Consider the following 20,067-nt stretch of genomic DNA (forward strand, 5'->3'; position numbering starts at 1 on the left):
CCATGCCCGCTAACAGAGGATGAAAAATGCTTTCCGCAATGCCGTCGAGTGAATGTACGCCGTGCGCGCAGACGGAGCAATGCGTATGCGCGGCTGTCTTTTTCGACAGGTTTGGCTTATCTTGCGATGCGTCTTCGTGACGATCAGAAGCGGCTGTGTGCTGATGATGACCGAAGTGTTGTGGGCCCTGGCCCGCCTCGTGCAGACAATAGGCGGTGATCACACTCCAGCTAAACTGAAGTGCGATCACCGTCATCAACATGTAGAGAAATCTGCGGGCCATTGAACTAGTATAACATGGCAATTTCGGCGTGGTGCAAAAGTAGGCCAATATCTACAAGGCTCGCCGCGATTTTACTAATGTTTATCTATTAGCAGTTTTGTCCGCAATATCACTCAAGATATCGAAAATAGGCCTGCTTTCATGCGTCGCTGGTCTTATCTCTGTACGCTAACAAGCGCAGTGCGTTGGCGACCACAATCAGGGTCGAACCTTCGTGAAACAGCACTGCTGTACCGATATTGAGTCCGAAGATCGTGGCTGGAATGAGAACGGCCACAACGCCAAGACTGACCCACAAATTCTGTTTGATGATGCGGCTGGTTTGACGTGACAGGCCGACGACAAATGGCAACTGGCTGAGGTCATCTCCCATCAATGCCACATCGGCCGCTTCCAGCGCGACGTCAGAGCCGGCCGCGCCCATGGCGATGCCGACAGTCGAGTTGGCCATGGCCGGCGCATCATTGACCCCGTCGCCGACCATCGCGACTTTGCCATGATCCTCGCGGAGCTGCTTGATGGCGTCGACCTTCTGATCGGGCATCAGGTCGCCTTTTGCTTCTGTCAGACCAACCACCTTGGCCACCGCGTCGGCGACTTGCTGGTTGTCGCCGGAAATCATGATCAGTCGCTCGATTCCCAGAGAGCGCAACCTGGTCATTACATTGGCTGCTACATCCCGCGGCGTGTCCATCACCCCGATCACGCCCATATAGCGATCGCCTTTGAGCACGACCATGGTCGTGCGGCCGTCAGTCATGAGCTGCGCATTTGCCTGCTCCTGCTCGGTCGGTAGTTTGGCGCCACCGAACTCCGAGAAGAACACGGGTTTTGCGACATAGACCGTCTCGCCATCGACTGTGGCTTGAATACCCCTGCCAGTAATGCTCTTGACATCCTGGGCCGCGGGTAGCGCTGCTTCTGCTCCCAAGCGTTCCTGCGCACCTTCTACCAATGCGGACGCGAGCGGATGATCGCTATGGGATTCGACGGCCGCCACCAAAGCCAGCAACTCCGTTTCGGTGACACCGGTTGCCGGCACGACGTCGGTAAGTTTGGGCTTGCCCTCGGTCAGTGTGCCGGTTTTGTCGAACGCGATGGAGGTCAGCGTCCCGAGATTCTCAAGGGGGCCACCGCCCTTTACAAGCACGCCACTGCGCCCTGCGCGTGCCACACCGGAAAGTACGGCGCTGGGGACCGAGATGGCGAGAGCGCATGGGCTGGCCGCAACGAGCACTGCCATCGCACGGTAGAAACTTTCGCTGAATGGTTCGTCTACGATCACAAAGGCGAACATCAGCAGTGCAACGAAGCCCAGCACCGAAGGCACGAAGATACGCTCGAATTTGTCGGTAAATTGCTGGGTGGGTGAACGTTGTGCTTCCGCTTCGGCCACCATCTGCACCACGCGCGCCATGACAGATTGTTTTGCCAGGCGCGCGACCATCACCTCGATCGCGCCGGCGCCATTGATTGTTCCCGCAAATACGCGGTTGTTCGCGGCAACCTTGTCGAATGCCGCAATGGCAGCACTGGCGTCGTCGACCGGCTGTTTATCGACGGGGACACTTTCACCAGTCACCGGCGCTTGATCCACGCTGGTCGTCCCTTTTATCACAACGCCGTCGGCCGGCATTCTTTCATTCGGCTTTACTAAGACAATATCACCCGGCTGGAGCGTCTCGACACCAACTACCTCGGTGCGATCGTCTCGCCTCACTGTGGCGGTTTCCGGGGCTAATTTAGCGAGCGCCTCGATGGCTCTGCGCGCGCGCCCCATCGCAAAATGTTCAAGCGCATGGCCGAGGCTAAACAGGAACAGGAGCAGCGCGCCTTCGGCCCATTCCCCAAGCGCTGCGGCGCCGGCGGCTGCAACCAGCATGAGGGTATCAATCTCAAAGCGGCGTGCGATGAGGTTCTGGATTGCTTCTTTGGTGGTGAAGAAGCCGCCAAAGAAGTATGCGCCAATGAACAGACACAGTGCCAGCCACCCAGGTCCATACTGGTATTTCTCTACTAGCCAACCTGCGAGCAAAAGTGCTCCCGTCAGCCCAACGAAAACCAGTTCTGCCTTTTCGCCCAGAAAGCCGTCGTGATTGTGTTCTTTGCTGGCGCCATCACCTTTCTCATGGCTATGGTCGTGACCGTCCTTATCGTCGTGTTTCATCTGCACTCCTTCATCTAATCAAATTGGTGTGTTCGCATCACGTCGAGCGTGGCTGCGCGATTGCAATTCAAATGAGTGTGGAGCGATCAGGTCGCAAGGGACCTTCGGGGATGTGAGATGTGTAGTGTACCGCGGCGGCAGGGGCGAGAATTTCACCAGGAGTGAATCCCCAAACATCTGATTGCTGACTAAATAATGCGGAACCCGCCCCATGGCAAGCGCCACAATCGGGATGTGATTTCGCTGACTTTACGCTCGATTGACTCTTCTCGGCTCCATCCTGATGTTGGTGGACGTGATGACCGAAGTGGATGGCCGAACGCCCTGATTCGTGCTGACAATAGTCCCCCGCAGCAGCCCAGGAGAACTGGAACGGCACGATTATGAGAAGGAAAATCACCAGTATTCGTCGCATGAGGCAATAGTAGCATGATGCCAAATTGGAAGACTGTACGGCAGTTCTCGCTCACGCACTATGGCAAGATTGCCTTTAGGTAAAGGCTGTATGAATCGCTAACTATCAAGCGAAGACTGTTGGATCTGATAAAAATTTTGTGCGCGCAACAAATTCAAATGTATTCATCATGATATACTGCCGCCATGGTCCGTCGAACTCTCATCATGCTCATCACCTTACTCGCGCTGCAGTTTAGCTGGAGCGTGGTGTCGGTCTATTGCACGCATGAGACGGGCCGAGCAGCCAATCACTTCGGCCATCACCCTGATGGTAACTCCGCAGATGATGTTGCCTCGCTGCTGAAAGAAAAGCCATCGGACACGAAGAAATCGTCGGTGCATTCGCATTGTTCTTCTTGCGCTCACGGTACTTTGTCGATCGACAGCTTCGAAGGTATGTCGCATCCGCAAGTCGCTGAAATCGCTCCGGTGTCTATCGATATCATCCTTTCTTCTTACTACGTTGCTCCTCCAGAGCGCCCTCAGTGGGTAGTCGCCGCTTAACTCCGGCGGTTAGTGTAGTTCGTCTCATAGTTATGTAACTTTTGCCAGTCACTTGGCAGGTTGCTGCACGCCGTCGGATTTCTTCGTTTCTTAATTTCGGAGTTATCCATGCAATCCAAACGTTTAGTTATGGGTGCGGCTGTACTATTGGCGCAGCTCATCCCATTTAGTGCCCAGGCAGTTGGGCAGCAATCCACTGCGTTTACTGTTGGTCAGCAGGCCAAGTCAGTAGATGCTAGCAGTGCCCCTTTAACATTAGAGCAAGCCATCGCCATGGCTTTGGCAACGAGCCCTGAACTGCGTTCGGCCGCGCAAAGTGTGGCGATCGCAGAAGGTGCGCGCGTTCAGGCCGGCTTGTTCCCCAATCCAGAGATTTCCCTGCTGCGTGAGGGCATGTCCTCGACCAGCGGCCGTACCGATACCTATCAGTTGAGCCAAGCGCTTGAGCTGGGCGGGAAACGTGGCGCACGCATCAAGCTGGCGGACCAGGATCGTGCTCTGGCGCTGGGCGATGTCACCATCGGCAAGGCCGATCTGCGCGCCGATGTGATTGCTGCCTATTTGGAGGCACTCACGGCTCAAGAGCATGTGGCGCTGGCCAAAGAGTCGCTGAGCCTCGCCGGAAGCGCTACTAACGCCGCTGGCCGCCGCGTCGCCGCCGGTAAGATATCTCCACTGGAAAAAACCCGTTCCAGCGTTGCCGAGGCAGGAGCGCGCCTTGAACTGTCGCAAGCGGTCGCTGACGCGGCACTGGCCAAACGACGCCTGTCAGCCCTTTGGGGTAGCACCCAGCCTGAGGAGCGCCCTTTGCAGACGCCCGATATCGATCTGGCCGCAATTCCTTCGCTGGCAGACCTGCAGTCGCGCCTGGAGTCGTCGCCGCAGATGCAACGAGCAAGAATGCAGATCGCGCGCCAAGAGGCACAGGTCAATCTTGCGAAGGCCGATCGCATTCCCGATGTCACCGTGACGCTGGGCCAGAAGAAGGACCGCCTGACCAACGTCTCGCAGACCGTAGTGGGTCTTGCTATTCCTCTTCCACTGTTCAATCGCAACCAAGGCAATCTGCTGTCCGCCCTGCGCAGCGTCGATAAGGCAAAGACGGATGCCGAGGTCGAATACCTGCGAGCGACACAGGCGATCGCCGACGCGCATCAGCGTGCATCCGTTGCACAGGAGCAGATCGACAGCATGCGTAGCGAAATCCTCCCAGCTGCGCAAAGCGCCTTTGATGCGGCTGTGACCGGCTTCGAGCTGGGTAAGTTCGGCTTCATCGATGTGCTAGATGCACAGCGCACGCTGTTCCAGAGCCGTGCGCAATATCTGAGCGCGCTTTCGGCTCGCTATCGCTCCCTCGCCGACCTGCAACGCTACACCGCCGTGGATGAAAACGCAGGCTCCATACCGACCTACAGGAATGCAAAATGAATTTCAATACTGATAAACAATCTAAGAAGTCTGCGCTGGTCATCGTGCTGATCGGCGTCGTGCTGGCCGCAACCATCATGTTCTGGAAAAAGGACAGCGGTGGTGGCGCCGCTACGGAAGCTCCACGCGCGGAAGAAGGTAAGGAAGGCGGCCATGCTGAGAAAGAAGGTGGTCATGCCGAGAAGGAAGGCGGCAAGGAAGAAGACCACGGTGAAGAAGGTATTCTCAAAATGGATGCCCAGCAAATCCAGACCGCTGGTATTACTGTCGCGAAGGCCGCACCAGCAGCGATGGGCAATGTGGTTCAGTTGCCAGGTGAAGTCCGCTTCAATGAGGATCTGACGGCACACATCGTACCGCGCACGCCAGGCGTGGCCGAGTCGGTATCTGCCGACCTTGGCCAAACTGTCACAAAAGGCCAGGTGCTCGCCGTGATTTCCAGCCCTGCGCTGGCAGACCTGCGTAGTGCTTCGCTCGCAGCACAGAAACGCCTGGGCCTGGCTCAGATTACTTTCCAGCGGGAGAAAAAGCTTTGGGAAGACAAAATCTCGGCCGAGCAAGATTATCTTCAAGCGCAAGCTGCCTTGCGCGAAGCTGAGATCGAAGCCCAGAGCGCGAAGTCCAAGCTTTCCGCATTGGGTGCCGGTGACACTGACGGCGCCATCAACCGTTATGTGCTGCGCGCGCCATTCAATGGTGTAGTGGTCGAGAAGCATATCGCTCAAGGCGAAGCTGTGAAAGAAGACGCCAATGTGTTCCTGCTGTCGGATCTGTCGAGCGTTTGGGTTGAGATCGTCGTGACGCCAAAAGATCTTGAAACGGTGCGTGTTGGCGAGACGGTTCGCATTACTTCTGCGGCCAACGATACCAGCGCAACCGGCAAAGTGAGCTACGTGGGCAATCTGCTCGGTGAGCAAACCCGTACCGCCAAGGCACGTGTGGTCATCACCAATCCAAAACTGGCATGGCGCCCAGGTCTGTTTGTCAACGCAGCGGTAGTGCGTGGCGAGAAGAACGTTCCAGTTGCAGTCGCAGCTGATGCAGTGCAGACGGTCGAAGGAAAAACGGTGGTGTTCGTCAAGGTCGACAAAGGCTTCAAGATGCAGCCCGTCAAGACCGGTGATAACGACGGCAAACTGGTGGAGATCGTTGATGGTCTGTCCGCCGGCGCCGTATATGCCGCAACGAGCAGCTATGTCTTAAAAGCCGAACAGGGCAAAGGCACTGCAGGCCACGACCACTGATCGAGGAACCAGATATGTTTGAACGCATCATACAATTTGCCATCGGCCAGCGATGGTTGATCATGCTTGCCGTGATCGCCATGGCCGCCATTGGCGTCTACAGCTATCAGAAGCTGCCGATCGACGCCGTACCGGACATTACCAACGTACAGGTACAGATCAACACTAGTGCCAGCGGATATTCTCCGCTGGAAGTTGAGCAGCGCGTTACCTTCCCGATTGAGACGGTGATGTCGGGGCTGCCCAATCTTCAACAGACCCGTTCGCTGTCGCGTTACGGCCTGTCACAGGTAACAGTGATCTTTAAAGATGGCACCGATATCTACTTCGCGCGCCAACTGGTCAATCAGCGTATTCAGGAGGCGAAGGACAACCTGCCGCAAGGCGTTGTACCAATGATGGGCCCGATTTCGACCGGCCTGGGTGAAATTTACCTCTGGACTGTCGAGAGCGAACCAAATGCGAAAAAGCCGGACGGTACCCCGTACACGCCGACCGACCTGCGCGAGATCCAGGACTGGATTATCAAGCCGCAGTTGCGTCAGGTACCTGGCGTGACGGAGATTAACTCCATCGGCGGCTTTGCCAAGGAATATCACATCACCCCTGACCCGGTGAAGCTGAGCTCCTACGGGCTGACCCTGAAAGACGTTGTTGCAGCAATCGACCGCAACAACAATAATGTCGGCGCTGGCTACATCGAGCGTAAGGGCGAGCAATTCCTGATCCGCGCGCCTGGTCAGGTTCGCACACTGGAAGACATCCGCAACACCATCCTCAATAATGTGCAGGGTGTGCCGATTCGTGTCCGTGACGTAGCGGAAGTGGCCATCGGCCGTGAACTGCGTACCGGCGCCGCAACGGAAAACGGTCGTGAAGTCGTGCTTGGCACGGTCTTCATGCTGATCGGTGAAAACAGCCGCGTTGTATCGCAGGCTGTGGCCAAGAAGATGGTCGAGGTTAACCGCACGCTGCCAGCTGGCGTGAAAGCTGTGCCTGTTTATGACCGTACCGTGCTGGTCGATAAGGCCATCAACACCGTCAAGAAGAATCTGCTGGAAGGCGCGATCCTGGTGATCGTCATCCTGTTCCTGTTCCTCGGTAATATTCGTGCGGCGATCATCACCGCGATGGTCATTCCATTGGCGATGCTCTTTACCTTTACCGGTATGGTGCAATACAAGGTCAGTGCCAATCTGATGAGTCTTGGTGCGCTGGACTTCGGTATCATCATTGACGGCGCCGTTGTGATCGTTGAAAACTGCGTTCGTCGTCTTGCACATGCTCAAGAACATCTGAAACGTCAGCTGACCCTGCGTGAGCGCTTTGACGAAGTGTTTGGTGCTGCGCAAGAAGCGCGCCGTCCACTGCTGTTCGGTCAATTGATCATTATGGTGGTGTACCTGCCGATCTTCGCCCTGACCGGCGTTGAAGGCAAGATGTTCCACCCTATGGCGTTCGCCGTTGTCGCAGCGCTCTTGGGCGCCATGATTCTGTCGATGACCTTCATTCCTGCCGCTGTTGCCCTGTTCATTGGCAAACGCGTAGCGGAAAAAGAGAATCGTCTGATGGTCTGGGCGAAGAATGCCTACGAGCCACTGCTGGGAAAAGTGATGCGTAACGGCGCCACGGTGTTGACCGCTTCCGCAGTTCTGATCGTACTGTGCGGTTTGCTTGCTACCCGTATGGGTAGTGAGTTCATTCCTAACCTCAACGAAGGCGATATCGCCATCCAGGCGCTGCGCATTCCTGGTACCAGCCTTACCCAGTCGCTGGAGATGCAGAAACGTCTGGAAGCTGGTCTGAAAGCCAAGTTCCCGGAAATTGACCGCGTCTTCGCCCGTACTGGTACTGCTGAGATCGCGTCGGACCCGATGCCACCGAATATTTCGGACGGCTACATCATGTTCAAGCCTGAAGCGGAGTGGCCCAAGCCGAAGAAAACCCGAGACGAATTGGTCGCGGCAATCAAGGAAGAGGCAGACAAATACGTGGGTAACGCCTACGAATTCTCGCAGCCAATTCAGCTGCGCTTCAACGAACTCATTTCCGGCGTGCGTAGCGACGTAGCGGTGAAAGTCTACGGCGACGACATGGACGTGCTGGCCAAAACCGGCCAGGAGATTGCTGAGGTCCTGCAGCGCATACCTGGTGCAACCGAGGTGAAGGTTGAGCAAACCGGCGGCCTGCCGATGCTCACTGTCAAAATCGACCGTGAGAAGACCGCACGCTACGGCCTGAACATCGGTGATGTACAGGACGCGCTCGCAATTGCCACGGGTGGCCGTGAAGCCGGCATCATGTTCGAGGGCGATCGTCGTTTCGAGATACTTGTGCGTATGCCTGAAATCATGCGTAGCGATTTGGATGCATTGCGTCGCCTGCCGATTTCGTTGCCAGTACCTGCGGGTTCTGCAACGTCATTCATTCCACTCGGTGAAGTGGCAACGTTGGAATTTGCGCCTGGTCCAAACCAGATCAGCCGCGAGAACGGCAAGCGCCGCATCGTCATTAGCGCCAACGTATCCGGCCGCGACATTGGTAGCTTTGTTCCCGATGCTGAGCAAGCTATCACAAAAAGTGTGAAGATCCCAACAGGTTACTGGATCAGTTGGGGCGGAACGTTTGAGCAACTGCAGTCGGCTACGCAGCGCTTGCAGATCGTTGTACCTTTAGCGCTCTTCCTGGTGTTCACGCTGCTGTTTGTCATGTTCAACAACGCGAAAGATGGTTTCCTGGTGTTCACGGGGATTCCGTTTGCGCTGACTGGCGGCATTATCGCTCTGTCGATGCGAGGTATTCCGATGTCGATCTCGGCAGCGGTTGGTTTCATCGCGTTGTCAGGCGTGGCTGTGCTCAACGGCCTGGTGATGATCTCGTACATTCGGTCCCTGCGTGAGGAAGGCATGGGCTTGGATCAAGCCGTGACCGTCGGCGCGCTGACTCGCCTTCGTCCAGTCTTGATGACCGCGTTGGTCGCCTCTCTGGGCTTCGTGCCGATGGCGCTGGCCACCGGTACCGGCGCCGAAGTACAGCGTCCACTGGCAACGGTTGTTATCGGCGGTATCTTGTCGTCGACCGCATTGACCTTGCTGGTACTCCCTCTGCTGTACCGCCTCATGCACCGCAACGACGAAGTGAAGGAGCCCGTCGCAGATGACGCACAGCCAGCTCACTAACTCAATCTAATCCACTACGCATAGCGGCCGACAACTGTCGGCCAGCTCTCCCGGCTCGCTGAAAAGCGAGCTGGCGGGGCTCTTCACGCCTAAAAAATGTGCCATCAAGCGAGGATATTCATCATGACACCTGAATCAACACACGAGCAGCTTCAGACATACCTCATCTACGGCTCAATTTTGATGCTTCTGGTATTGGGCGGCTTCATCTTGTGGCTGAACTACAGCTACAAGCGGCGGCTCAAGAAACATCGAAAGCCGCACTTGGAACTGGTCAGCCCTCCGGCTAAACCTCATGGTCACCGGCGCCACAATAAACATAGAAAGTGAGGGGCTGCGATGAGTTCTAATCACGCAAACGACGTCACCGAAGGGAAAAGCGAGCGTCCCCTTTGGATTGCTCTGATACTGACCACCACCTTTCTGATCGCCGAAGTAGTGGGTGGTGTGCTGACGAACAGCTTGGCATTGATCTCTGATGCCGCCCATATGTTCACCGACTCCGCGGCATTAGCGGTGTCCCTGGTGGCAATTCGTATTGGTAGACGTGCGGCCGACAGCTTGCGTACCTTTGGGTATTACCGCTTCGAAATTCTGGCTGCGGCATTCAACGCGGTGCTGCTGTTTCTTGTGGCGATGTACATCCTGTACGAAGCCTATCAGCGGCTCAATAATCCACCGGAGATTCAGACCGGCGCGATGCTAGTTGTGGCAACACTAGGCCTTATTATCAATCTCATCAGCATGCGTCTGCTCACTGGTGACAAAGATAAAAGTCTCAATGTCAAAGGGGCCTATCTGGAGGTTTGGAGCGACATGCTTGGCTCGGTTGGTGTTATCGCGGGCGCCATCATTATTCGTTTTACGGGCTGGCCATGGGTCGACTCAGCCATCGCGGTGCTGATCGGTTTGTGGGTGCTGCCGCGAACCTGGACGTTGCTCAAGGAATCCTTGAACGTCCTGCTGGAAGGCGTTCCGGAAGGATTGAATCTCGTTGAGATATCCGACACATTGGCACAAATTAATTGCGTATCCAGCGTCCATGAACTTCACGTATGGGCAATCACGAGTGGAAAAGCCAGCTTAACTGCGCACGTGGTCACTGAGTTGGCAACACCTGGCCAGTACGTATTACTGCGCAAGATACGCGAGACGATGGCGGAAAAGTTCGACATCCATCATGTGACGATTCAGTTTGAGGCCACACCCTGCGTCGACGCCGGCGCCCATAGCTTTGGACCGCAGGCATCTCAGTCTGGGAGTGCGAAATGAACTCGCAATCTAACGTGAAGTTCAGTGGTCGAGACCGCTGTCGCCAGGCCGTTGTCGTGTTGGGAGGCCATGATGGTTGACCAATCTGATAGCAAATCCGAGCACGACGAAACGGATATGACGGAGATGCTCAACGAATTACGCATCTTGCTTCCTGGCGCGCAGCTGCTAAACGGATTCCTCATTACTTTGCCATTTAACTCCGGATTCCAGCAGATTGTTCAGGTGGAAAAATGGGTTTTTATGGCGACGTTTCTCTGTTCGCTATCGAGCCTGATCCTATTCACCACGCCTGCAGTTCAGCATCGCGTGCTCAGGCCGCTGGATGATCGGGAGAAGTTCAAGAATGGCGCGAGCAAGCAAATGCTCGTTGGTGCGATGTTCCTGTCTCTGGCGCTAGTCCTTTGTGCCAACTTGGTAACGGCCGAAGTCGTAGGCCATCCACTCGGCGCTGGAGTAGCAGCGCTTGTTTCGTCAATGATCCTGGCGCTGTGGTGGGTGTCTCCATGGTGGCGTCGTCGAACGCGCAAGAAGGCCAATACCTAGCAACTCATCAACCCATCGGTCTTTCGACTGACCGATGGTTTCACATCACGGTCTTTATTCTTTTCAGGAGAACGAAATGGACAGTTTGAAAGGCACCGGCACAAAAGCGGTTGCAGGTCAGGCCAACGATGAATTCTGGGAGAAAGCGCTGAAAATCTCGGAGCAACGACTCACCGTGTTGGCATCGAATATCGCCAATGCGGACACGCCCAACTACAAGGCGCGAGATATCGATTTCAGGACATCGCTGCAGCAAGCGCTTGCTGCTAATTCTGGAACGGTGGCCAAGGTGAAGGTCTCTGGGACAAAAAACAAAGAGGCCCCCTTCGTGGCAACGCTGCTTTATCGGATACCTAGTCAAGGTGCACTGGACGGCAATACCGTCGAAATGGATACCGAGCGATCTGCCTTTACCGATCAAGCGATCAGGCATGAATTCCTGACGCAACAGGCGCTCGACGAATACAAGGAAATTAGCACGCTGTTTAAGTCCATGACTGGATAACGCTTGAAGGAGAACGAAAATGAAACTGAGAAATATGCTGTGCGCGCTGTTGATGCTGATTGCGGTCGCAGGTTGTAGCATCAACCGTCCCGACGATCTCGGGACGCAGGTTGGTATTGTCACCGAAATTATGCCTGCTCAGGCCGAACCTGATATCAATACCAGCTGTCGTGTTGAGATGACGCCTGAAAAGCGTGCTGCGGGGCGCTATGTGGAACTTCAATTCCATACCTATCGACTGGTCCGCTACACCTATGCCTTTGTTCCAACTACGATGGAATTGGAGAAGGGAGATAAGGTCGTGGTAAAGCATCCCTATTGCGTAGGATCGCACAGCCCTGAAATTGTCGGCTTTTCAGCTAAGTAATGCTCGCACTGTCGCCCCCATGACCGACTTCTTCCCTAATGCCAGCGGGCGAGCGATTGCTGCAGCCGCGATTACCGCCGCACTAGCTATTACCGCCATGTTCATCGTCGCGGGCCACTCGGACCGCCGCATCATCCAAATGCTGCTGCTGGCTGTGCCGGCATTCGCTACACTCTTTATACGGATTAGCAACCCTGCCTGGCGTGCTGTACGAGCCGTTATCGTTTGGATGATTGGGATGGCGTTTATTGCTGACGGCGCCACGCGGTTCTATCTGGAGCTGCTGTACCAGGCGCCGCCAGATAGCTCGGTGGTATTGACCGCTATAGCCAATGCAAGCGCGAGCGAAACTTCGGAATACCTCCAAACGTCGTGGCGGCCGCTCGCCACTGCTGTTGCATCCCTGGTCGTTGCCGGATCGTTGCTTGCCCTTGCTATCTATACTGCCACGCAGGCGACAGTCATGTATGACGAGCCAACGCCTGCGAAAAGCTACGGTCGTGCAGTCAAGTTCATCCTTGTTCTAGCGCTTCTGATTTGTGGCCTAGCATACTTGAGTAAGCCTTGGCGTCGACTGCATCCAGTCGTTTATTGGTCTAACTGGCATGCCGCAGTGAGTGCTCTGAGGGAAAGCTGGTTAGATCAGGAAGTCGCGATTGTTAACGCGTTGCGAGAGGCGCGCAAGATTGGTCCAACGCTATCGTTCGAAGGTCGATCAACTGTGGTGCTGGTCATTGCTGACAGCATCAATCGCGATAACCTCGGCATTTATGGTTATGCACGTGATACGACGCCGCGTCTGCAACAGCGCAAAGCGATGCTGGGCGAACAGCTTGTGGTGATGCGCAATGCTTGGTCGTCAGAGGCATCCACTGTCCCTTCCGTGAATAGCATTTTCCATTCTCCGGATACCTCCGACGAAAAAGGACCGCACATGGTGGCGCTGGCGCGTGCGGCCGGATACAAGGTCTGGTGGATCAGCAACCAGGCCGACACTGCGATTGAATATCAGCACGCTCGCTTGGCAGATCACTTTTTGATGATCAACCGTACACCAGGCCGTAACTCACGCTTACTTGATGACGAGACTCTGGCCCCGCTCAAGCGTGCTCTCGCCGACGCGAGCCCCCGTAAATTGGTCATTGTGCATTTGATGGGGGCACATCCTCACTACAGCCTGCGATATCCAGCGGCAGCCAATCCATACGACGATCAACCAGACAAAGTCGATCGAGACATGCGTGCGCAAGGTAAGCCCCGCTGGGTAAGGGAATTTCGCGAGGAATATGACGCAGCAGTCCTTTTTCATGACAAGGTTGTGTCCGCATCGCTTGACCTGACTCGGTCGTATGGCGAGCCAAACGATTACCGAGCGTGGATGTATCTTTCCGATCATGGCCAGGAAGTGGGGCATAGTACGCATCGGGTTGGACATAGTCCGTCGACGCCGGCCGGCTATCGGATTCCGACCCTGTTCTGGCAAAGCAATCCACGTACAGTGCTACCTCAAGAGTTGCAAGCGCGTCCGTTTCGCGCTGATTGGAGTGACATGACGTTGACTCACCTGCTCGGCATCAAATGGAGCGGATATCGATCTACCGAGGATGTGTTGAGCGCTGACTACATCTGGCGTAATCCTACTTTGCCTTTGTCAATTTCCTCGTTCAGCCAATAACGGATAAAACAGATTCCTGATTTGATCGGCTTGCTAATAATCGGTTACAGCGCTAACAAACATACTAGCGGCGTTTTGATGTACAGAGATATGTGCCTTATGATTGATGTTGTTTGCGAACGGCTGGTAAATTAAATAGGACGCTTCATGCCGAGGTGCGTCGGTTTGAAACCAAGCCCCTCATAGAAGCGTGCAGCGTCCTCTCGCCGTATGTCGGTAGTGAGTTGAACCAATGCACATTGTGCCTGCTTACTCAGCTCAAAAGCCTCGTGAAACAGGTGTTTGCCGATTCCTTTTCCGCGTGCATTGGCTTTTACTCGTACTGACTCGATCTGGGCTCGCTTCGCGCCTTGGTGAGACAGCCCAGGTATAAATGTAAGTTGAAGCATTCCAACTATTTCATCTGCCAGCATTGCTAGCAATACCTGGTTTCCATCTTGGGCGCGAATATCGTAAAACGCGGACTCGTACTTGGCATATGCTGCGGCATCCAGGCTTTCTCGTTGAGACCCAAGAATGTCCTCATTCAACAGAGAGAGCATGGCCGGTAAGTCTTCCACGACGGCGGAGCGAAAAGTTAATTTGGAGCGGATGAGGTCCATTCGATCCCCTTTCTAAGTTAGATTTAGCAATAGATGGGCGCTCTTGGCATGTACTACATCTTGTATCTTGACGGGGATATCATCGACGGGAAGTACGGTCACGTAAGAGACGCAATCCATTAGCGACGACTAACAAGCTTGCCCCCATGTCAGCGAAGACGGCCATCCAGAGAGTTGCCTCACCGCGTAGGGCCATGATGAGAAAGACGAGTTTGATACCGAGCGCAAAAGTAATGTTTTGAATCAGTACCGCGCGTGTTCGTGCGCTGAGACGGACGAACTCAGGTATCTTGCGCAAATCGTCGTCCATCAACGCGACGTCGGCGGTCTCCAGTGCTGTGTCGGTGCCGATGACGCCCATGGCAAAGCCAATATCGGCGCGAGCGAGTGCCGGCGCGTCATTGACGCCATCACCGACCATGCCGACGTAGCCGTGCTGCTTGACGAGATCGCTAACGGCCGCCAGCTTGTCCTCAGGCAGCAGATCGCCGCGCGCATCGGTCATGTGGAGTTGGCGCCCGATTGCTTGTGCGGTTTGGGTATTATCGCCGCTGAGCATGGTCACGCTGATACCCATTGATCTGAGCTGGTCTATAGCTTCTACGCTGTTTGGCCGAAGTGTGTCCGCTACTGAGGCGATCAACATTGAGCCTTGTGCACTCGCCAGCACCACGGTGCTTTTCCCATCATTAGCCAGGTTGGCTAAGGTATCACTCAATCCACTATCTGCCAGACCGAGTTCCGCTATCCAGCGTCCGCTGCCAAGATAGAATTGCATTCCATTTACCATGCCTTGCACGCCGCGCCCTGGTGTGGCCTTGAAGGCTTCGACCTCCAGCAGCGACTGCGTTGGCCATTGCGAGCACCAACGATCTGTTACTGCCATTGATACCGGATGGTCTGAACGAGCCGCGAGGCTGGCGGCTATCGATGCTGCAGAATTGGCGTCGCCGTCTAGCGTGATCAAGTCTGTGACGCTTGGTTCGCCCACAGTAACGGTGCCTGTTTTGTCTACCGCGATCGCGCGCAGGTTGCGGCCGTTCTCTAAATACACACCGCCTTTAATCAATATGCCACGTCGCGCGGCCGCAGTCAGGCCACTAACGACCGTCACCGGCGTCGATATCACCAGAGCGCACGGACAGGCGATCACGAGCAGGACGAGCGCCTTGTAGACCCAAGGTGCAACTTCGGCGCCCAAGAGCAACGGCGGAACAATTGCCACCAGTATCGCAAGGGCCACGACCACAGGAATATAGTAACGTGCGAACTGGTCGACGAAACGCTGGGTCGGCGCCCGTTCGCTTTGTGCCTGTTGTACGCGCTGAACGATGCGTGAGAGCGTGGAGTTAGCCTGCCGCGCAGTTACCTCGAATTCGAACTCTCCGTTGGCATTGACCGTGCCAGCATAAACCGGGTCACCAGGTTGCTTAGCCACAGGAAGGCTTTCGCCGGTAATTGGCGCCTGATCTATGTTGGTTTCACCAACCAGAATCACGCCGTCTAGTGGAATGCGCTCACCCGGGCGTACACGTACAACCGCGCCAACTTTGACATCCGCAGCTGGCAATCCTTTCCAACTTCCGTTTCCAAGACGTGTGGTCGCGATTTCCGGTGTCATCGCCATCAGGCTGCCAATCGCCTCGCGTGCCCGGTCCAGCGATTTTCCTTCGACCAGTTCTGCAACAGCAAATAGGAAAATGACGACTGCCGCTTCAGGCCATTGGCCGATCGCAGCGGCACCGATCACTGCAAGCGACATCAGGAAATTCATATTGAGCGAAAAGTGACGTAGCGCAGTCCAGCCCTTTTTCAGGGGCTCTCGCCCACCGACCAAAATTGCTAGTAAAGCGAGCGTGATCACCGGCCAGGATGAGTCGTCGCCCGAGTACCAGGAAATCGCCTCAGCGCCGACTGCGGCGGTCCCTGATATCGCCATAGTGACCCACGTCCCCGGGGAACTGTTTCTCTTGACCTCAGGCTTGTTGATCTCATGGTTTGGTGCCAGGGAGTCCGCCTTCACCTGCGGTCCCATTTTGAGGTCGTTCAGCAATGCAAGCACAGGTGCTACAGATGGAAGGCTATGTCTGACCAGAAGCTCGCGCTGGAAGAGGTTGAACTGTAGTGACGCAATGCCACGCAGGCCGCTTAGTCGGTCACGGATTATCCGCTCTTCAGTCGGACAGCACATATTCTCGATCAAAAATACGGCTTGGTGCGGTGCCGCGTTTTCGCGAGGGGATGTAGTGGGGGCGCTCGGCTTTTCGCCCGCGCAGCTTTTATCGTTGCAGCAGCTCATGCTTGTCCTTAATCGGTAATTAGCTCCATTTAAAACCTTGAAGCCACTATAAGGTCAAGCAAAAACCCGTCAGTAATTGGAGGTTAGCGCTGGGGGTGGAGCGCATCGATGATGCGGCACTCGGCTACGCGCCCTCCTTGGCAAGAGGTAAGCAGTTCGCTGAGTATATTTTTCAGCGCAGTGAGTTCCGCTATTTTCTGCTCGACAGTGCGCAGATGCTCTCCGGTCATTGCCATCACCTCACAACAGTCTGCATCGCGTTGGTCTGAGAACAAAAGCAGGCTGCGTATCTGGTCAATGGTAAATCCGATATCACGTGCACGTTTTACGAAAATCAGGCGGGCCAGATCATTGTCATCATATTGACGATAGTTGCCCGGTGTGCGCGTAGGAGCAGCCAATAAGGCGATTTTTTCGTAGTAGCGTATTGTCGCTGCTGGCATGTCTGCGGCAACAGCCAGTTGACCGATCGTAAATGAATTTGACATTGTGCCTGACCTTAAAGTTACTCTAATGTTTATAGAGGCTGCTTATCAATCCGTCAAGCGTCTCCGAAAATCTTAACAAAGGTTCGCCAGCCGCGTTTATTGCGGTGGGAAGATGTTCGGCGGTACATTAGCAGCGCCTAGCGATACAAAGAAAGGAACAACTATGTTTAACTTCCTGGTGACTGGTGCGGACATCTCTTCGCCGCGGGGTATGGTCGCATTGGGGGCGGACCGTGTTTTTAATTATACGAGTGCCGATATAGAGGAGAAGTATGCTCCCGGAGGCTTGCTTGACCGGGCTGCTCTGATGTCGATGCCATTGGTTATCACGAACGAATCCAGTAGCGACCCTGATTTCCAGGCTTTTGCTCGGGTTGGCACGATCACTAAGATCACACGCGGCCATTCGGAGTACCACATTGAGTACACGCTCGATTCTGACATCCCTCCGATTGCCAATGATGTCCTTGAGTCGCTCGCCCCACAACTGAACTTCGTACTTCGTGGAAAGCAATTCTGGGGCGATTTTCACACCAATCATTGGGCAGTAAAAGACGCTGATCTTTTTCGCGTTTTGTACACTGAAGGTTTGGGGTATCGGCAGCCGACAGTCTTTACCTTACCCCGAGGATCAGTCGATCCAAATCTGGTGTCGGTGATGATGCCATTCGATGGCGGGTTTAATGGGGTCTTTGCTGCGCTGGAAAGTGCGGGAAGTGCCGCCGGCCTGCGATGCCTACGTGCCGACAAAATCTGGGAGCACCATGTACTTATCGAAGATGTTGTGAAGCTTATCGCGAGTGCGAGAGTTGTGATCTGCGATCTGACCGGCAAGAACGCGAACGTTTTTTATGAAGCTGGTATCGCGCATGCGCTGGGGCAGGATGTCATCCTGATTGCACAACATGAGAGCGATATTCCTTTCGACCTTCGCCATATCCGCTACGTTAAATATCTTAATAATGAAGAAGGTTTGAGGGTGTTGGCGGAAAGCGTAGGAAAGCGGTTGCAAAGCCTGGTCAGTAAATGCCCCAGGATTGCATAGTCTGATATAAAGCTGGACATCAACTGGTACTGTTTGGCGGTCTTCTTCGGAAGCCGGCGGAAGCGCCGGCTTTGACTCGTGTGAGCCTGTCAGAATTTTAGTGTGAATCCGGGGTCATGAAATAATACCGAAAGGGATTGTCCATGACCGACGTAATGACCACTAAGAAGCCAAAAACCAAGAAGCAGTACCCGTTTCCCGTTGAACTGATCGACCAGTTGCTGGCGCAGGTCGAGAACAAGGATGCCGAATCGATTCTCGGGGAGTCAGGCCTGGCCGGCCAGCTCAAAAAGATGCTGGCGGAACGCATGCTGACTGCCGAATTGACCCACCACCTCGCCACCGAAGGCGACTCCAAGAACCACCGTAACGGCAAGAGCCGCAAAACCGTTCTGGCACCGGGCGGCGAGCTGGAACTGGAGATACCGCGTGATCGTCTTTCGAGCTTTGAGCCAAAGCTGGTCGCCAAGCACCAGCGCCGCATGCCGGGCTTCGATGACCATGTTATTGGCATGTATGCACGCGGCATGACGGTCCGTGAGATTCAGGCGCATTTGCTGGAACTGTATGGCACTGAAGTGTCGCCAGACCTGATCTCGACCATCACCGACGAGGTCATGGACGAAGTGACGCAATGGCAGCTGCGGCCGCTGGAAACGATGTACCCGATCGTTTATTTCGATGCGCTGCGGCTGAAGATTCGTGACGAGGGAACCGTCAAGAACAAGGCCGTGTATTTGGCGCTGGGCATTCGCGCCGATGGTCGCAAGGAAGTGCTTGGCCTATGGATCGAACAAACCGAAGGCGCCAAGTTCTGGCTGAAGGTCTTCAACGAGCTGCGCAACCGCGGGCTGGAGGACATTCTGATCGCGGTTGTGGATGGTCTGCGCGGCTTCCCAGAGGCGATTGAGGCGGTGTTCCCGCAGGCGCAGATCCAGACCTGCATCGTGCACCTGATCCGAAACTCGATGACGCTGGCGTCCTGGAAGGACCGTAAGGAACTCGCCGCCGCGCTCAAGCCGGTCTACCAGGCTGCTAACGCCGACGCGGCAGCAGCGGCGCTAGATGCCTTTGCTGAGGGGCCATGGGGTCTGCGCTTCCCGACAGTGTCGGCGATGTGGCGACGCCAATGGGAGCAGGTGATTCCGTTCTTCTCCTACCCACACGAGGTACGATCAATCATCTACACCACGAATGCTATTGAGAGCTTGCATATGCGTTTGCGGAAGATCGTGAAGAACCGTGGCCACTTCCCGAGCGACGAGGCGGCGACCAAATTGCTGTACCTGGCCTTGCGCAATATCGAAAAAGATTGGAAGATGCCGCAGCGGACCTGGAAGATGGCCGCCAACCAGTTTGCCATTCTGTTTGGGGAACGCTTCACCAACGCGATTAACTAACTAAGAAACGCGACCCCGGCACACAAAATTCCTGACAGGTCCACTCGTGTGTGATGTCATCATGTATTCCAATGGTAGACGGCGACGCGGTTTCGCCTTCGAGATCTGTTCTACGAACCACACTCACGTCACCGGCCACGCCGGGAATGTCGAGGTAGTCCAACTCGCCTTCTCACCGATACATATCAGTCCTTTGTGGACCATCCGTTCTGCAATGCAGGCAGGTCCGGAACATCGGTAGGCCAAAAAATCGCCGTTCGCCGAAATCAGTTTCGGGATCAAATCCCGCATCGAGCATCTCCCGCGCCGCAACCAGGTACCCGGCAAAAGCGTCCGACGAAACGCCAGCCACGCGCTTGCCTTTGAGATCAGTAGATTTACGAAGTTCGGTACAGTCAGCGTGCGTTAGGACGCTCATTGTTCTGAATTTGGGTGCTTCCATTGAGCTTCTCTTCCAAACCATGCGCCTGTCGGCTGGGTAGAGGAAGGCGGGTCCACTCTACAAACACACGAGCATCAATGCTCTTTCTTTGGTCACCGGGAGTTGCGTCTTTGAATTTTTATGGGAAATTTGTGCAGTACCGATCTGCATATTTAGCGGTCAAAT

At 55.1% G+C, this 20,067-nt stretch carries 17 protein-coding genes; 11 read left to right on the top strand and 6 right to left on the bottom strand.

Annotation, left to right across the window (positions count from 1 at the left end):
• Positions 1 to 422 precede the first annotated feature (422 nt).
• Together ACRQ5J_RS05220 and czcI are read right to left on the bottom strand one after the other, a co-directional pair.
• A complete protein-coding gene (locus ACRQ5J_RS05220) occupies positions 423 to 2,450 on the bottom strand; it encodes a heavy metal translocating P-type ATPase (protein WP_432381544.1) in 2,028 nt (675 codons plus the stop codon).
• Between the two features lie 67 nt (positions 2,451 to 2,517).
• Entirely contained in the window at positions 2,518 to 2,865 is a 348-nt protein-coding gene (czcI, locus tag ACRQ5J_RS05225; protein ID WP_432381546.1) for a cation efflux protein, CzcI family, read from the bottom strand.
• Between the two features lie 185 nt (positions 2,866 to 3,050).
• Between czcI and ACRQ5J_RS05230 the strand changes: the two genes are divergently transcribed.
• The 9 genes from ACRQ5J_RS05230 (at position 3,051) to ACRQ5J_RS05270 (ending at position 13,626) form a co-directional block, all read left to right on the top strand.
• On the top strand, positions 3,051 to 3,410 hold the full coding sequence (locus tag ACRQ5J_RS05230) for a hypothetical protein (protein WP_432381547.1): 360 nt from the start codon (positions 3,051 to 3,053) through the stop codon (positions 3,408 to 3,410).
• A gap of 108 nt (positions 3,411 to 3,518) precedes the next feature.
• Positions 3,519 to 4,838 (top strand): TolC family protein, encoded by a 1,320-nt coding sequence (locus ACRQ5J_RS05235; RefSeq protein WP_432381549.1) that lies wholly within the window; start codon positions 3,519 to 3,521, stop codon positions 4,836 to 4,838.
• Positions 4,835 to 6,082 carry an efflux RND transporter periplasmic adaptor subunit gene (locus ACRQ5J_RS05240; protein ID WP_432381551.1) on the top strand — a complete coding sequence of 416 codons (1,248 nt, stop codon included), beginning with the start codon at positions 4,835 to 4,837 and terminating at the stop codon, positions 6,080 to 6,082. Before ACRQ5J_RS05235 ends, ACRQ5J_RS05240 begins: the two co-directional genes overlap by 4 nt.
• Before the next feature lie 14 nt (positions 6,083 to 6,096).
• Entirely contained in the window at positions 6,097 to 9,261 is a 3,165-nt protein-coding gene (locus ACRQ5J_RS05245; protein ID WP_432381553.1) for a CusA/CzcA family heavy metal efflux RND transporter, read from the top strand.
• A gap of 339 nt (positions 9,262 to 9,600) precedes the next feature.
• Positions 9,601 to 10,533 (top strand): cation diffusion facilitator family transporter, encoded by a 933-nt coding sequence (locus tag ACRQ5J_RS05250; protein ID WP_432381555.1) that lies wholly within the window; start codon positions 9,601 to 9,603, stop codon positions 10,531 to 10,533.
• Positions 10,534 to 10,602: 69 nt separating this feature from the next.
• Complete coding sequence (locus ACRQ5J_RS05255; protein WP_432381557.1) at positions 10,603 to 11,079, top strand: DUF6328 family protein; 477 nt, start codon at positions 10,603 to 10,605, stop codon at positions 11,077 to 11,079.
• A 76-nt stretch (positions 11,080 to 11,155) separates the two neighbouring features.
• Positions 11,156 to 11,584 (top strand): flagellar basal body rod protein FlgB, encoded by a 429-nt coding sequence (gene flgB, locus ACRQ5J_RS05260; RefSeq protein ID WP_432381559.1) that lies wholly within the window; start codon positions 11,156 to 11,158, stop codon positions 11,582 to 11,584.
• A 19-nt stretch (positions 11,585 to 11,603) separates the two neighbouring features.
• Positions 11,604 to 11,951 (top strand): hypothetical protein, encoded by a 348-nt coding sequence (locus ACRQ5J_RS05265; RefSeq protein WP_432381560.1) that lies wholly within the window; start codon positions 11,604 to 11,606, stop codon positions 11,949 to 11,951.
• A gap of 19 nt (positions 11,952 to 11,970) precedes the next feature.
• Complete coding sequence (locus tag ACRQ5J_RS05270; RefSeq protein ID WP_432381562.1) at positions 11,971 to 13,626, top strand: sulfatase-like hydrolase/transferase; 1,656 nt, start codon at positions 11,971 to 11,973, stop codon at positions 13,624 to 13,626.
• A 131-nt stretch (positions 13,627 to 13,757) separates the two neighbouring features.
• On the opposite strand, the gene ACRQ5J_RS05275 is transcribed toward ACRQ5J_RS05270, so the two are convergent.
• The 3 genes from ACRQ5J_RS05275 to ACRQ5J_RS05285 form a co-directional block, all read right to left on the bottom strand.
• On the bottom strand, positions 13,758 to 14,228 hold the full coding sequence (locus ACRQ5J_RS05275; RefSeq protein ID WP_432381564.1) for a GNAT family N-acetyltransferase: 471 nt from the start codon (positions 14,226 to 14,228) through the stop codon (positions 13,758 to 13,760).
• A gap of 79 nt (positions 14,229 to 14,307) precedes the next feature.
• Positions 14,308 to 16,527, bottom strand: a complete 2,220-nt coding sequence (locus ACRQ5J_RS05280) for a heavy metal translocating P-type ATPase (RefSeq protein WP_432381565.1) — start codon at positions 16,525 to 16,527, stop codon at positions 14,308 to 14,310.
• Positions 16,528 to 16,610: 83 nt separating this feature from the next.
• A complete protein-coding gene (locus ACRQ5J_RS05285; RefSeq protein ID WP_432381567.1) occupies positions 16,611 to 17,015 on the bottom strand; it encodes a MerR family transcriptional regulator in 405 nt (134 codons plus the stop codon).
• 163 nt (positions 17,016 to 17,178) lie between these two features.
• On the opposite strand from ACRQ5J_RS05285, the gene ACRQ5J_RS05290 reads away from it, so the two are divergent.
• Together ACRQ5J_RS05290 and ACRQ5J_RS05295 are read left to right on the top strand one after the other, a co-directional pair.
• The gene (locus ACRQ5J_RS05290) at positions 17,179 to 18,060 is read left to right on the top strand and encodes a hypothetical protein (protein WP_432381569.1); all 882 of its coding nucleotides are present in this window, start codon (positions 17,179 to 17,181) and stop codon (positions 18,058 to 18,060) included.
• A 155-nt stretch (positions 18,061 to 18,215) separates the two neighbouring features.
• The gene (locus ACRQ5J_RS05295) at positions 18,216 to 19,460 is read left to right on the top strand and encodes an IS256 family transposase (protein ID WP_432383594.1); all 1,245 of its coding nucleotides are present in this window, start codon (positions 18,216 to 18,218) and stop codon (positions 19,458 to 19,460) included.
• 172 nt (positions 19,461 to 19,632) lie between these two features.
• Here ACRQ5J_RS05295 and ACRQ5J_RS05300 read toward each other — a convergent pair whose 3' ends face one another.
• Entirely contained in the window at positions 19,633 to 19,902 is a 270-nt protein-coding gene (locus ACRQ5J_RS05300; RefSeq protein ID WP_432381571.1) for a PhnD/SsuA/transferrin family substrate-binding protein, read from the bottom strand.
• Positions 19,903 to 20,067 lie beyond the last annotated feature (165 nt).

The organism is Duganella sp. P38 (genome assembly GCF_050859475.1).
GTDB lineage: Bacteria > Pseudomonadota > Gammaproteobacteria > Burkholderiales > Burkholderiaceae_D > Rugamonas.